The 13,437-nt window shown below is 60.9% G+C and carries 12 protein-coding genes; 5 read left to right on the top strand and 7 right to left on the bottom strand.

Annotated elements, in window-relative coordinates; all coding sequences use genetic code 11:
- The first annotated feature begins 127 nt into the window (after positions 1–127).
- Complete coding sequence (locus tag J7U39_RS06945; RefSeq protein ID WP_210631079.1) at positions 128–1,966, top strand: ABC transporter ATP-binding protein; 1,839 nt, start codon at positions 128–130, stop codon at positions 1,964–1,966.
- Positions 1,967–2,020: 54 nt separating this feature from the next.
- Here J7U39_RS06945 and J7U39_RS06940 read toward each other — a convergent pair whose 3' ends face one another.
- Complete coding sequence (locus J7U39_RS06940) at positions 2,021–3,394, bottom strand: 3-deoxy-7-phosphoheptulonate synthase class II (protein WP_210631078.1); 1,374 nt, start codon at positions 3,392–3,394, stop codon at positions 2,021–2,023.
- A gap of 188 nt (positions 3,395–3,582) precedes the next feature.
- On the opposite strand from J7U39_RS06940, the gene J7U39_RS06935 reads away from it, so the two are divergent.
- On the top strand, positions 3,583–4,872 hold the full coding sequence (locus tag J7U39_RS06935) for a VWA domain-containing protein (protein ID WP_210631077.1): 1,290 nt from the start codon (positions 3,583–3,585) through the stop codon (positions 4,870–4,872).
- A 9-nt stretch (positions 4,873–4,881) separates the two neighbouring features.
- On the opposite strand, the gene gor is transcribed toward J7U39_RS06935, so the two are convergent.
- On the bottom strand, positions 4,882–6,267 hold the full coding sequence (gor, locus tag J7U39_RS06930) for a glutathione-disulfide reductase (protein WP_210631076.1): 1,386 nt from the start codon (positions 6,265–6,267) through the stop codon (positions 4,882–4,884).
- Between the two features lie 187 nt (positions 6,268–6,454).
- Between gor and J7U39_RS06925 the strand changes: the two genes are divergently transcribed.
- A complete protein-coding gene (locus tag J7U39_RS06925; RefSeq protein WP_210631075.1) occupies positions 6,455–6,688 on the top strand; it encodes a hypothetical protein in 234 nt (77 codons plus the stop codon).
- 39 nt (positions 6,689–6,727) lie between these two features.
- Here the strand turns inward: J7U39_RS06925 and J7U39_RS06920 are convergent, their stop codons facing one another.
- The 3 genes from J7U39_RS06920 to rpiA form a co-directional block, all read right to left on the bottom strand.
- Positions 6,728–7,012, bottom strand: coding sequence for an acylphosphatase (locus tag J7U39_RS06920; protein WP_210631074.1), 285 nt, complete (start codon positions 7,010–7,012; stop codon positions 6,728–6,730).
- Between the two features lie 94 nt (positions 7,013–7,106).
- Positions 7,107–7,664 carry a DUF2059 domain-containing protein gene (locus J7U39_RS06915; RefSeq protein ID WP_210631073.1) on the bottom strand — a complete coding sequence of 186 codons (558 nt, stop codon included), beginning with the start codon at positions 7,662–7,664 and terminating at the stop codon, positions 7,107–7,109.
- Positions 7,665–7,679: 15 nt separating this feature from the next.
- The gene (gene rpiA, locus J7U39_RS06910) at positions 7,680–8,378 is read right to left on the bottom strand and encodes a ribose-5-phosphate isomerase RpiA (protein ID WP_210631072.1); all 699 of its coding nucleotides are present in this window, start codon (positions 8,376–8,378) and stop codon (positions 7,680–7,682) included.
- Positions 8,379–8,645: 267 nt separating this feature from the next.
- Between rpiA and J7U39_RS06905 the strand changes: the two genes are divergently transcribed.
- Entirely contained in the window at positions 8,646–9,350 is a 705-nt protein-coding gene (locus J7U39_RS06905) for an HAD family hydrolase (RefSeq protein ID WP_210631071.1), read from the top strand.
- A gap of 318 nt (positions 9,351–9,668) precedes the next feature.
- Here the strand turns inward: J7U39_RS06905 and J7U39_RS06900 are convergent, their stop codons facing one another.
- Positions 9,669–11,570: a murein L,D-transpeptidase gene (locus tag J7U39_RS06900; RefSeq protein ID WP_210631070.1), complete on the bottom strand. Its 1,902-nt coding sequence runs from the start codon at positions 11,568–11,570 to the stop codon at positions 9,669–9,671.
- A 75-nt stretch (positions 11,571–11,645) separates the two neighbouring features.
- Positions 11,646–11,975: a hypothetical protein gene (locus J7U39_RS06895; protein ID WP_210631721.1), complete on the bottom strand. Its 330-nt coding sequence runs from the start codon at positions 11,973–11,975 to the stop codon at positions 11,646–11,648.
- On the opposite strand from J7U39_RS06895, the gene fumC reads away from it, so the two are divergent.
- A complete protein-coding gene (gene fumC, locus J7U39_RS06890; RefSeq protein ID WP_210631069.1) occupies positions 11,974–13,365 on the top strand; it encodes a class II fumarate hydratase in 1,392 nt (463 codons plus the stop codon). The genes J7U39_RS06895 and fumC overlap by 2 nt on opposite strands.
- Positions 13,366–13,437 lie beyond the last annotated feature (72 nt).

The raw sequence follows: 13,437 nt of genomic DNA, 5'->3' as shown, positions 1-13,437 counted from the left end.
CCGCGTTGAACCGGACGCCGTTCTCGGTGATACTATAGCCTCGATTTATTCAACCGCCGGGAGACTGAAATGAGAGCGACCCTGTCCAAACAGAAAGGAAACATCGCCCACAAGGACATTCTGCTTCATGCATACTCCGTTCTCCCGCGCGAGGAAAAGCTCGCGACGCCATAACCTCTTTCTGAACCTCTTCCGGGGCGATTGGAAAGCCGCCGACCGCGAGCGGCGCCGGTCGCGAATGCGCAAATTCATCTCCTATTACCGTCCGCATCTGCCGTTGCTACTTGCGGATCTGCTTTGCGCCATCCTCGTCGCCGGCACGGCGGTTGCCTTGCCGCTCTGCGCCAACATCGTCACGAGCCGGCTTCTTGCTCTACCGGACACCCCGCAGGCCTTCGCTCAGATCCTTGCGATGGGCGGTGTGATGCTGGCCGTTCTCGCGGTCCAGATAGCGGCGATCTTCTTCGTCGATTATCGCGGCCATGTCATGGGCGCCCGCATCGAAGCGACAGTGCGGCAGGAACTCTTCGAGCATTGCCAGAAACTCTCGTTCAGCTTCTACGACCGCCAGCGCACCGGCCAGCTAATGAGCCGCATCACCAATGACTCCCTCTGGCTGGGCGAGCTCTTTCACCACGGCCCGGAGGATCTCTCCATTGCCGTTCTGAAATATGGCGGGGCCATGCTGGTCTTGTTCTTCATCGATCCGCTGCTGGCGACTCTCATCCTGCTGCTCACTCCGGTGGCAGTGGTCTATGCGCTCTATTTCAACCGGCGCATGAACCGTGCGCTCGAAGCCAGCAAGCGGCAGATCGCCGCCGTCAACGAGCGTGTCGAAGATGCGCTCGCCGGCATCCGTGTCGTCCAGTCCTTCGCCAACGAGGCTCTGGAACGGCAGCGCTTCGCCGCGCAAAACCAGCGTTTTCTGCAAAGCCGCGCCGAAGGCTACCGCAGCGAGGCGTGGTTTTCGGTCGGCACCGAAACCTTCGCCCAGCTCGTTACCATATTGGTAATCATCGCAGGAGGCTTGCGCATCCTGGCGGCGGACCTGATCGTCCCGGATATGCTGACCTTCCTGCTCTGCGTCGGCGTGCTGGTTGATCCCGTGCAGCGGCTCGCCAATTTCGTGCGCCTCTGGCAGGAAGGCTATACCGGCTTCATCAGAGCCATGGAAATCCTGGAGATCGATCCCGATATCACCGACCGGCCGAACGCCCGTCCGATGCCGGCGCCGAGGGGCGAGATCAGTTTTTCCGACGTCGCCTTCGGCTACGAAGCCGATGGTCCCAGGGTGCTGGAGCGGCTTTCCCTCACCATCGCCCCCGGAGAATTCGTCGCCCTGGTCGGGCCTTCGGGGGTCGGCAAGAGCACGCTCTGCGCGCTCATACCGCGCTTCTACGATATCGACGCCGGAGCGATCCGCATCGACGGAATCGATATCCGCGACGTGACGCTGGCCTCGCTCCGGCGCCATGTCGGCGTGGTGCAGCAGGACGTCTATCTCTTTGCCGGCACCGTCGCGGAAAACCTCCGCTACGGCAGGCCGGATGCGACCGATGCCGAGCTGGAGGCGGCTGCCCGCGCCGCCAATGCGCACGACTTCATCATGGCCCTGCCCAATGGCTATGATACCGATATCGGCCAGCGCGGCGTCAAACTGTCAGGAGGCCAGCGCCAGCGCATCACGATCGCCCGCGCCTTCCTGAAAGATCCGGAAATCCTGATCTTCGACGAGGCGACCAGCGCCCTCGACAACGAGAGCGAACGGGCGGTGCAGCAGGCGCTGCTCACTCTGGCGAACGGCCGCACCATCCTGGTCATCGCCCACCGGCTGTCGACAGTGCGACATGCCGACCGCATCCTGGTCCTGACCGGTGACGGCATCGTCGAACAGGGCACGCATGATGATCTGATGGCGCAGGGCGGTGTCTATGCCAACCTGCACAGCATTCAGGCGAGCATCTGAAGGCAATAAAAAACCCGGCATCGCGCCGGGTTTTTTATCACGTTTCCGGCTGGCTTAGCCGTTTGCAACCATGCGCTTCTCATCTCGGCCGCCCTTCATGCGCTCGGCAAGCAGGAAGGCGAGTTCGAGCGCCTGGTCGGAGTTGAGGCGCGGATCGCAATGCGTGTGGTAGCGGTCCTGCAGATCGTCGGCGGTGACGGCGCGGGCACCGCCGGTGCATTCCGTCACGTCCTTGCCGGTCATCTCGACATGGATGCCGCCGGGATGCGTGCCTTCGGCGCGGTGGATCTGGAAGAAGCTTTCGACTTCCGACAGGATCCGCTCGAAGGGACGTGTCTTGTAGTTGTTAAGCGTGATCGTGTTGCCGTGCATCGGATCGCACGACCAGACGACCTTGCGGCCCTCGCGCTCGACGGCGCGGATGAGGCGCGGCAGGTTTTCGGCGACCTTTTCGTGTCCGAAGCGGCAGATCAGCGTCAGACGCCCGGCCTCGTTCGAGGGGTTCAGAATGTCGATCAGTTGCAGCAGATCGTCGGCCTGCAGCGACGGGCCGCATTTCAGTCCGATTGGGTTCTTGATCCCGCGGCAATATTCGACATGCGCATGGTCGGCCTGGCGCGTGCGGTCGCCGATCCAGATCATGTGGCCCGATGTGGCATACCAGTCGCCCGAGGTGGAATCGACGCGGGTCAGCGCCTCCTCGTAGCCGAGCAGCAGCGCCTCATGGCTGGTGAAGAAATCGGTCTCGCGCAGGCTCGGGTGATTTTCCGAAGTGATGCCGATCGCCTTCATGAAATCCATGGTTTCGCTGATGCGGTCGGCAAGTTTGCGGTAACGCTCGCCCTGCGGGCTGTCCTTGACGAAGCCGAGCATCCACTGATGCACGTTTTCGAGATTGGCGTAGCCGCCCATCGCGAAGGCGCGCAGAAGATTCAGCGTCGCGGCCGACTGGCGGTAGGCCATGGCCTGGCGTTCGGGGTTCGGAATCCGCGACTCCTCGGTAAACTCGATGCCGTTGATGATGTCGCCGCGATAGGCCGGCAGCGTCACGTCACCCTGCTTCTCGACATTCGAGGAGCGCGGCTTGGCGAACTGACCGGCGATGCGGCCAACCTTGACGACCGGCAGCTGCGCCCCGAAGGTCAGCACGACGGCCATCTGCAGGAAAGCGCGGAAGAAGTCGCGGATGTTGTCGGCGCCGTGTTCGGCGAAGCTCTCGGCGCAGTCGCCACCCTGCAGCAGGAATCCATTGCCCTCAGCGACATTGGCGAGATGCTTCTTCAGGCGGCGCGCTTCGCCTGCGAAGACGAGCGGCGGATAGCTGGCGAGAGTGGCCTCTGTTGCCGCCAAAGCGGCTGCATCGGGATATTCGGGAACCTGCAGGATCGGTTTTTGCCGCCAGCTGCTCGGGGTCCAGTTCTCTGCCATCTTACTAACCTCACTCACATCCAATCCTCGGATGCCCTGTCTTAATATCCGGCGGCTTATAGACCTTTAGATCAAGCTTGCAAAGGCCAATCACCGGCCGCTTTAAACCAGCATATACCATGTCGATTTCCCCATATTTCAGATTTTGCATGTAGAACCCGAAGGAGTTTCAACATTGGGGACATGTCATGGCGATCCTTCCGCCCGGCTTCATTTTGGACCGCTCGGGCAATTTCGGCATCATGACCGCATTGCTTATGGTGCCGCTCGTGGGTGCGGCCGGCATGGCGGTGGATGTGGCCCACGCACTGAGTCTGAGGACGCAGCTCTACGCCGCCGCCGATGCCGCTGCCGTCGGTTCGATCGCCGAAAAATCGGGCGCGGTCGCCGCCGCGATGACGATGAGCGGCAACGGCACGATATCGCTTGGCAGCACCGACGCCCGTAACATATTCATGTCCCAGATGTCAGGCGAGCTGACCGGCATTCAAGTCGATCTCGGCATCGACGTCACCAAGGCCGCAAACAAGCTGAACTCTCAGGTTTCTTTTACGGCGAACGTGCCGACCACCTTCATGCGCGTTCTCGGCCGGGATTCGATCACAATCTCGGGCACGGCGACAGCCGAGTATCAGACGGCTTCTTTCATGGATTTCTACATCCTGCTGGACAACACGCCGTCGATGGGCGTCGGCGCCACCGCCAAAGACGTCTCGACGATGGAAAAGAACACCAGTGACAGCTGCGCCTTCGCCTGCCACGAAACTCAAAACAAAAACAACTACTACAATCTTGCCAAGAAGCTCGGCGTCAGCATGCGTATCGACGTCGTGCGCCAGGCGACCAAGGAATTGACGCAGACCGCAAAAGCGACGCGGGTTTCCTCCAATCAATTCCAAATGGGCGTCTATACTTTCGGCACCAAGGCCGAAGATGCGAAGCTCACGACCATATCCGAGCCGACGGATGATCTCGACAAGGTGCGCACCTACACCGACGCCGTCGACCTGATGACCATTCCATATCAGGGCTACAACAACGACCAGCAGACGAGCTTTGACAACGCGCTGACACAGATGAAAGACATCATTACTACCCCCGGAGACGGCAGCACCTCAACGACGCCGCAGAAGATCCTGTTCTTTGTCTCGGATGGGGTCGGTGACAGCGAGAAGCCGAAGGGCTGCACCAAGAAACTCACCGGCAAGCGTTGCCAGGAACCGATCGACACCTCCTTCTGCAAGCCGCTGAAGGATAAGGGCATAAGGATCGCGGTACTTTACACGACCTACCTGCCTCTCCCGAAAAACAGCTGGTACAATACCTGGATCAGCCCCTTCCAGAGCCAGATCCCGACCAAGATGCAGGAATGCGCCTCGCCGGGCCTCTATTTCGAGGTGACGCCGACCGAAGGCATCGCCGATGCTATGAAGGCTCTTTTCCTTAAAGTCATCCGTGCGCCGCGCATCACCAGTTGAGAGTCTTGCCTAGAAGCGCTTTCCGTCGCGGATTCGATAGCTCGGCGCATACATGGTGACGAGCTCTTCGGCCGCTGTCGGGTGCAGCGCCATCGTCCGGTCGAAATCGTCCTTGGTGCAGCCGGCCTTGAGCGTGACGCCGAGCAACTGCGCCATCTCGCCGGCATCGTGCCCGAGGATATGAGCCCCCACAACCTTTCGGCTCGCAGAATCGACGATCAGTTTCATGATCATCCGCTCGGGCCGGCCGGAAAGCGTCGCTTTCAGTGGTCGGAACTGCGCGCGGTATACTTCGAGCTCACTGTGCCACTTGCCCGCCTCTTCTTCCGACAGGCCGACGGTGCCAATCTCGGGCTGTGAGAAGACGGCGGTGGGGATGAGTTCATGGTCCGGCCGGGTCGGATTGTTCTTGTACTCGGTCTCGATGAAGCACATCGCTTCGTGAATCGCCACCGGCGTCAGTTGTACTCGATTGGTGACATCACCGAGAGCATAGATATTTTCGACATTGGTACGGGAATAATCGTCGACGATGATGGCGCCGCGCTCGTCGACGGCTACGCCGGCTGCCTCGAGACCGAGACCTTCCGTATTCGGATCGCGCCCGAGGGCCAGCATGACGACATCGGCCTGCAGCGTGCCGCTGTTCAGCGTCTCCAGCACCAGTCCATCGTCGGCCTTGGAAACCTGCCGCAGCGTATCGTGGCAGAGGATGCGGATGCCCTTGGCGACCATTGCCTCGTGCAGGCCCCGCCTCAGATCCTCGTCGAAGCGAGACAGGATTTCGGCGCCACGATAGATCAGTGTCGTCGCCACGCCGAGACCATGGAAGATATTGGCGAATTCGACGGCGATGTAACCGCCGCCTGCGATCACGATCGATTTTGGCAGTTCCTCGAGATGAAAGGCGTCATTGGAGGAAATGCAAAGCTCGTGTCCGGGAAGCGCGACATGCGGGTTCGGGCGTCCGCCGGTCGCGATCACGATCGTCTTGGCCGTCACCGTCTGCCCTGTTTTCACGAGCCGCAGCGTATGGGCATCGACGAGTTCGGCGCGCGTTTCCAGGATCTCGGCATTGGCGCCGGCGAGCCCCTTCTTGTAGAGGCCTTCCAACCGCGCGATTTCCGCATCCTTGGCGGCGACCAGCTTCTTCCAATCGAAGCTGCTTCGGCCGACCGTCCAGCCGAAACCCGCTGCATCCTCGAAGTGCTCGTGGAACTGCGAAGCATAGACGAAGAGTTTCTTCGGCACGCAGCCGCGGATGACGCAGGTGCCGCCATAGCGGTATTCCTCGGCGATCGCCACCTTCTTGCCGAGCGAGGCGGCAACGCGCGCAGCGCGCACGCCTCCGGAACCACCGCCGATGACGAAAAGGTCGTAATCATAGGAAGACATAAGAAGCTCCGGAAGGGAATCGCAGGAAGGACGTTCCTGATATAGGGGCGATCGTCACGAAAACAAAAGCCCCGCTCCCGCGTCTTCCTGTACTCCATTGCCGAATATTGGCCGGAATCTGACCCGGTCACCGTTTACGGTTGACCCCGTCGACGGAGGCTGGCAGGCAATGCACGAGACTGAAAGGATGCCGGAGCAAAAGATGGATCAAACTCTCTTCGCCAACCTGTGCAAGGCCGGCAAATTCAAGGAAGCGCTGAACCTCGCCATCCAGGGCCACGAGAACGAGAAATTTACGCCGAGCCGCTTTGCCATGGACAAGAAAACCGGACTGCCGATCTTCTACCGCGGCAACAAACGCGTGGAGCCGGATGAGACTGGCATGTGGCGATTGGCCAAGAGTTCCAAGGATTGGGGCTGATCGCCAGCAGCGTGTTTGGCTCTCGGGGATTTGCGGCCGTCAGCCGGTAACGCGGAAACCCGTCAGCATATCCTCAAGTTCAGCCGTTTCCGTCTCTATGCTTGAGACCGATGCCCCTGCAGGACCACGCTTCAAGCACTCCAACATCGTCGAGATCGCGCTACCGGCTCCGGCGATCAGAGCGGTGACGGATCCGTCCGCTTCATTGCGCACCCAACCCGTTACTCCGAGCTGCAAGGCCTGATCGCGTGTCCACATGCGAAAACCGACACCTTGGACTCTGCCCGATATCCGCACTCGCACAGCCTCGTAATGATCGGACATGTAGCCTCACCAAGAGCTCGCCGCTATTGCCGGATCCATCATAACAAAAAAGCCCGGGCGATGCCGGGCTTTTGCAAATTCGATGAGGCAGGCCTTACTGCTGGGCAGCGGGAGCCGGAGCAACCGGGCTGTCGGTCGCCGGTGGCGGTGCCTTGATGACCTTGGACAGCTCGGCGTTGCTCTGCTTTTCCAGGTCGCGCGAAATGCCCTGGGCCCAGATATCCGCGGCCTTGGCTGTCTCGCGCGAGGCGACCGGGCCGTCCTTCAGCAGCTTCTTGCCGACGTCGGACGTGTAGAAGGCGGCGATCGCCTTCAGCTCATCGACCGTGAAGGCCTTGGCGTATGTAAGTGCTGCTTCCTTCTCGAGATCGCCGCGGCGCGGCGCCAGTGCCAGCGCCTGCGCATCAACGGTCGACGAGATGATGTCCTGGTAGTTCGGCGAATCCTGGATCAGGCCGGCCTTCAGGCGTTCGGCAAGACCGGGCAGGATATTGTCGAACTGGGCCGTAGCACCGATCGCGTCGATCGCCGCGCGCGCAGCCTTCAGCTGCTCTTCGGAAACTTCCTGCGCCTTGACGGCGGAGCCGAAGGCAAGACCGGAAAGAACCACGGTCGCAGCGGCAAGACGGCCAAGACCTGCAATGTTCATCATGAGTGTATGCTCCTGTTATCTGTTTGCCTGCAGCGTGCGCGCACCCGCAGGACCGGCAATGATCGCAAGTGCCGCCATATTGATGAAGAGCCCGTGTTCGACGACGCCGGGTATGGAATTCAGCTCGCTCGACAGCGCCTCTGCATCAGGAATGCGGCCAAAAAATGCATCGATGATGTGATGGCCGCCGTCCGTGGTAAACTCTCCGTCACCGGATTGGCGCAGGCTGAGTTCGCCGGAAAGGCCGAGCCGGGCCGCAACTTTTTCGATTGCCATCCGCGTCGAGACGAGGCCGAACGGATTGACCTCGATCGGCAGCGCAAAGGCGCCGAGTGTCTCGACCAGCTTGCTCTCGTCAGCGATGACGATCATCCTCTGCGAAGCCGCAGCGACGATCTTCTCGCGCAGCAGCGCGCCGCCGCCGCCCTTGATCAGCCTGAGCGCCGGATCGATCTCATCGGCGCCGTCGACCGTCATATCGAGAGCCGGCAGCTCGTCAAGCGACTTTAGCGGAACACCGAGCTCGACACAGAGGCGCGCCGTTCGTTCGGACGTCGGAACACCTTCGACGTGGAAGCCGCCTGCGACCTTCTCCGCCAGCAGGCGGACGAATTCTTCCGCCGTACTCCCGGTTCCAATGCCGAGACGCATCCCGCTTTCGACATGGGCGAGCGCGGCCTCGGCGGCCTTGATCTTCATTTCGCGGGCATCCATGCGCCGCCAGCTCCGAATTATTGCGTTGGATGTGCTGTTTACACGGCTCGCCTGGCAAACGAAAGTCAAAATCATCACGGAAAATGAAAAGCCGAAACAAACGCCTGCGGCCTTCCCGCTAATCCTCAGGCCGTTGCTTTCCGTCGCGCGATCGCCTACCTCAGGAGCAATATCATCGTTCTCGGGAATGACGCGTCTTTCCCAGGAATGACACCTCGTCGATCGAACGCCGCTCGCAAGACGCCCATCGCACAAAGAGGCAAACCCTTGACCCCTGCCCCCGCTCCGCTCGTCGTCTTCGATCTCGACGGCACCCTTCTCGACACCCATGCCGATCTGGTCGAAAGCCTGAATCATACGGTCGCAGCCCTCGGCCTCGACCCGGTCAGTTATGACGATCTTACCCATCTCGTCGGCCAGGGCGCGCGGGTTATGATCGAGCGCGCCTGCCGGCTGCGCGGCCATTCGCTCGCTGGAGACGACCTGCCGCTGCTGGTGGAACGCTTCGTCGCCCATTATGCAGGCAACATGCCCGGCCATACGGAACCCTATCCCGGTCTGGTCGCCGCCATGAACCGCCTGAAATCCGCTGGCTACCGCCTCGCCGTCTGCACCAACAAGATGGAGAGCCTCGCGCTCGGCCTACTCGACAAGCTCGACCTCCACAGCTATTTCGAAGCAGTCACCGGCGGCGACACCTTCCAATACCGCAAACCCGACGCCCGCCATCTCACCGGCACCATCGAGCGCGCCGGCGGCGATATTTCCCGAACCGTGATGATCGGCGACAGCATCAACGATATCGCCGTGGCCAGAAACGCCGCCGTGCCGTCGATCGCCGTGCCTTTCGGCTATTCGGATGTACCGGTCTCAAGCCTCGATCCGGATGTCATCATCACCCACTACGATGAACTGACGCCGGAACTGGTGGAGAGATTGCTGCGGGAGTTTGCGGAGAAGATTGCTGTTTGAGTTCTCCGCTCGCCTATCCTCCCTCATTCCTGTGCTTGTCAAAGGAATCCAGCCGGCTTCCGTCCGCAAGCCGATAAGACTTTAGAGTCGGGAACAATACGCGCGACTTGCTGGGGAGATCGCTGGCAGCAGCGGAACCATGTACCGACAGGCTGCGATTCTTCCGCCGCGTGGAAACGCGTCTGCTGGATTCCTGTGACAAGCATAGGAATGAGGGACGAGTTTGTGGCGCCAATCTGCCAAGGCTCACTACTCACAACCTCAAAAACAAAACGGGCGGCCCGAAAACCGCCCGTCAAACCATGACAAAATTAGGCGTCAGATCTGCGCCCCACGCGCCTTGGTCGTCGCATCGAAAGCCTTGTCGACATAGGCGTCACGGCCGTAGACGTCGTCGAAATACTCCACCACGCCATCCTTGTTCGGCCAGGCGGTGAAATAGGAGACGTAGACCGGGATCTTCTGCGGCACCTTCACCGCATGATTCTGGCCGCTCGCGATCTGCTTGGCGACATCGTCCGCCGTCGTGCCGAGCACGGCGGCTGCCATCGCGCGCGGATTGGCAAGGCGCACGCAGCCGTGGCTCAGCGCTCGCATGTCGCGCTTGAAGAAGCTCTTCGAGGGCGTATCGTGCATATAGATCGCGTGGCTGTTCGGGAACAGGATCTTCAGTTCGCCGAGGGCGTTATCGCCGCTTGGCGGCTGGCGCACCGAAACATTCGCGGTCGAGCCGTACCAGTCGACGCTGGACGAGGCGACAGCATGGCCATTCACCTCAACCTCATAACCGAGCTGATCGAGGTAGTTGGGGTCCGAGCGCAGCTTCGGCAGCATTTCGTTGATGATGATCGACTGCGGCACGCCCCAGAACGGGTTGAACTCCACCGTCTCGATCTCGTCGTTGAAGAAATAGGTCTGGTTGTTCTTGCCGCCGACCACCACGCGCATCGACAGCTGCTCCTTGCCGTCATTATGGTAATAGGCCATGTAGGCCGGCTGATTGATCATGACGTAGCGGGAACCAAGATCTTCCGGCAGCCAGCGCACCTGTTCCATGGCAACGACGAGCTTGTCGATCTTCGAGGCATTGGTGTCGCCGCCGGTCATGGCGCGCACCGTCGCCTGGCCGATGACGCCATCTGGCTTCAGACCGTGCTCTTTCTGGAAGTCCTCGACCAGCGAGACGATGTCGGGCGAATAGTCGCTGCCGCCGGCGTAGGCTGCAAACGTCGCCGCGTGATCAGCCTTCAGCGTCTCGGACCCGTGCTTCTGCAGCGCCTTGACGATATTGGCGATCTCGGACGAGCTGTCGCCGGGTCTGAGCAGCCCTTGGAGCGAAATGACGACCTGCTCCTCATTGCTATCAGCGGCGCGAAGCTTGGCGAGCTCCGCCTTCAGCGCCTCGAACTGCGGGCTATCGGGCGACCGGCTGGCGATATAGGCGCCGGCATTCGGGCTCATGCGGGCAAGCTTCAGCACCGGCGCCAGATTGACCGCCTTGCGCTGGAAATCGTGATAACCCGAAATCTTGTTCGGATCGATGCGGCCGCGGACCGTGTCCTGCACGAAGGCAAGCACCTTGGCCGAAAGTTCCAGCTCGAATTGCGTCAGCGCCCGGTCACGCGCGGCAGGATCAGGATTGGCCGGATCGACCGCCGGCGCCTGCACGGCGTAATCGGCAGGGTCGAGGCCCACGGAAGCCGCATCGGCCAGCGCCGCCATTGCCGACTGGGCGCGTTCGCTGATCTGGTTGCCGTCGACCCAGACGAGCGGATTACGGCTATCGCTGTAATAGGTTTCGAGTGCCTTGGCGACGTCGGAATTGGCGCGAACCTTGGCCTGCGCCAGGAAACGGCGCTGCACCACCGGTTCGGAATCGCCCGCCGGCGAAACCTCAGCAACCGCACCAGTGACGATCGGATCGGCGAACTTGCTGGTATCGACGAACTGCAGGGCTTCGGTCTTGTAGGTATAATAACGCGGACCGCTCACCTTCGGCAGCGGCGCCTCCGGGTCAAGTCCGCCAAGCGATCCACCTTCGCCGCCACGCGGCGCCACACGCCCGGGCGGCATCTGATCCATGAAAATGGTGCTCTGGGTCCGCTGCCTGTCGCCGCGAAGCATATCCATCAGCGTATAGGCATGCGCGGGAGCGGCCATCATTGCCAGACCGCAGGAAACTGCCAATGCGGATACCGCGCTTTTCAAAACGAACGTCATATATATTCCAGTCCCGATGTCATGCTGTTCTCAGCTCAAATCCCGCGAAACTCAAGCAGCGTAGGGCCTCATTGATCAGAAACCGGCCTTCGCCGCCAGCGCCGGCGGACTCAATTTCATGTGAGAGGAATCCTGCGCGGCGCCGCACAGCAGTTCACACAAAATTATGAAATTATTAGTTAATTTTTTACCGAATTTTCGCCGCCGGACCAGTGTGGCAAAAACGCGCCGATGCATAAAATTTCCAACGTGGCCGAAAAAGCACGCCGCCCGGCAGGCACAAACATGACTGTGATCATCAATATTTCGCACGGCATTCGGTTTTCTTGCTCTGGTTTCCAACCTATAAGACCACATCTTTCGAAGATGCCAGAAAACAGCATGTGACAGGAAGGCAAGGCTCATGACCGCAACCCGCACCGAAACCGATACTTTTGGCCCCATCGAAGTCGCCGCCGACCGATATTGGGGCGCCCAGGCGCAGCGTTCGCTCGGCAATTTCAAGATCGGCTGGGAAAAGCAGCCGCTGTCGATCCTTCGCGCGCTCGGCATCGTCAAACAGGCGGCCGCCCGCGCCAACATGTCGCTCGGCCAGCTCGATCCGGCGCTGGGCAACGCCATCGTCGATGCCGCCCAGGAAGTGATCGACGGCAAGCTCGACGACCATTTTCCGCTGGTCGTCTGGCAGACCGGCTCCGGCACGCAATCCAACATGAACGCCAATGAAGTCATCTCCAATCGTGCCATAGAAATGCTCGGCGGAGTCATGGGTTCCAAAAAGCCCGTGCACCCGAACGATCACGTTAATATGAGCCAGTCGTCGAACGACACCTACCCGACGGCCATGCACATCGCCTGCGCCGAGCGGATCGCTCACCACCTGCTGCCCTCACTGAAGCACCTGCATGCCGCCCTCGACATGAAGGTCACCGAGTTCAGCCATATCATCAAGATCGGCCGCACCCATACTCAGGATGCCACACCACTGACGCTCGGCCAGGAATTTTCCGGCTACGCCGCCCAGCTCGGCTCGGCCATCAAGCGCATCGAGATGACCCTGCCCGGCCTCTGCGAACTCGCCCAGGGCGGCACCGCCGTCGGCACCGGCCTCAACGCGCCGGTCGGCTTTGCCGAGAAAGTCGCCGAGGAGATCGCCGATATCACCGGCATGCCCTTCGTTAGCGCGCCGAACAAATTCGAGGCGCTCGCCTCCCATGACAGCATGGTGTTCAGCCACGGCGCCATCAATGCGGCGGCTGCCGCTCTCTTCAAGATCGCCAACGACATCCGCCTGCTTGGCTCCGGCCCGCGCGCCGGCCTGGGGGAGCTGGCGCTGCCGGAAAACGAGCCCGGCTCCTCGATCATGCCCGGCAAGGTGAACCCCACCCAATGCGAAGCCCTGACGCAGGTCTGCATCCACATCTTCGGCAACCACGCCGCACTGACCTTCGCCGACAGCCAGGGCCATTTCGAGCTCAACGTCTACAATCCGATGATGGCCTATAACTTCCTGCAGTCGGTGCAGCTGCTCGCAGACGCCGCCGTCTCCTTCACCGACAACTGCGTCGTCGGCATCGAGGCGCGCGAGGACAACATCAAGGCCGGCCTCGAACGCTCACTGATGCTGGTCACCGCCCTCGCCCCCAAGATCGGCTACGACGCCGCCGCCAAGATCGCCAAAACGGCGCACAAGAACGGCACGACGCTGAAGGAAGAGGCACTTGCCAGCGGACTGGTGACATCGGAAGAATATGACGCGATCGTGCGTCCGGAGACGATGATCGGGCCGAAGTAATCGGTTAAGGAGGTCTGCTCCTCTTCTCCACTCGTTCCTTCTTCTCCATGGTCGAAGCAAGAGGGAGCGGGC

It is taken from the genome of Rhizobium sp. NLR16a (assembly GCF_017948245.1).
Classification (GTDB): domain Bacteria; phylum Pseudomonadota; class Alphaproteobacteria; order Rhizobiales; family Rhizobiaceae; genus Rhizobium.
The sequence above is the reverse complement of the archived record's forward strand: the minus strand, read 5'-3'. Positions and strand labels throughout refer to the sequence as shown.

Bases quoted from the DNA above. Each gene is read 5' to 3' on its own strand.
- J7U39_RS06900 (WP_210631070.1), bottom strand. From the start codon at position 11,570: ATGACGTTCGTTTTGAAAAGCGCGGTATCCGCATTGGCAGTTTCCTGC.
- J7U39_RS06915 (WP_210631073.1), bottom strand. From the start codon at position 7,664: ATGATGAACATTGCAGGTCTTGGCCGTCTTGCCGCTGCGACCGTGGTT.
- J7U39_RS06940 (WP_210631078.1), bottom strand. From the start codon at position 3,394: ATGGCAGAGAACTGGACCCCGAGCAGCTGGCGGCAAAAACCGATCCTG.
- J7U39_RS06920 (WP_210631074.1), bottom strand. From the start codon at position 7,012: ATGTCCGATCATTACGAGGCTGTGCGAGTGCGGATATCGGGCAGAGTC.
- rpiA (WP_210631072.1), bottom strand. From the start codon at position 8,378: ATGGATGCCCGCGAAATGAAGATCAAGGCCGCCGAGGCCGCGCTCGCC.
- J7U39_RS06925 (WP_210631075.1), top strand. From the start codon at position 6,455: ATGCCGGAGCAAAAGATGGATCAAACTCTCTTCGCCAACCTGTGCAAG.
- gor (WP_210631076.1), bottom strand. From the start codon at position 6,267: ATGTCTTCCTATGATTACGACCTTTTCGTCATCGGCGGTGGTTCCGGA.
- J7U39_RS06935 (WP_210631077.1), top strand. From the start codon at position 3,583: ATGGCGATCCTTCCGCCCGGCTTCATTTTGGACCGCTCGGGCAATTTC.
- J7U39_RS06945 (WP_210631079.1), top strand. From the start codon at position 128: ATGCATACTCCGTTCTCCCGCGCGAGGAAAAGCTCGCGACGCCATAAC.
- fumC (WP_210631069.1), top strand. From the start codon at position 11,974: ATGACCGCAACCCGCACCGAAACCGATACTTTTGGCCCCATCGAAGTC.
- J7U39_RS06895 (WP_210631721.1), bottom strand. From the start codon at position 11,975: ATGAGCCTTGCCTTCCTGTCACATGCTGTTTTCTGGCATCTTCGAAAG.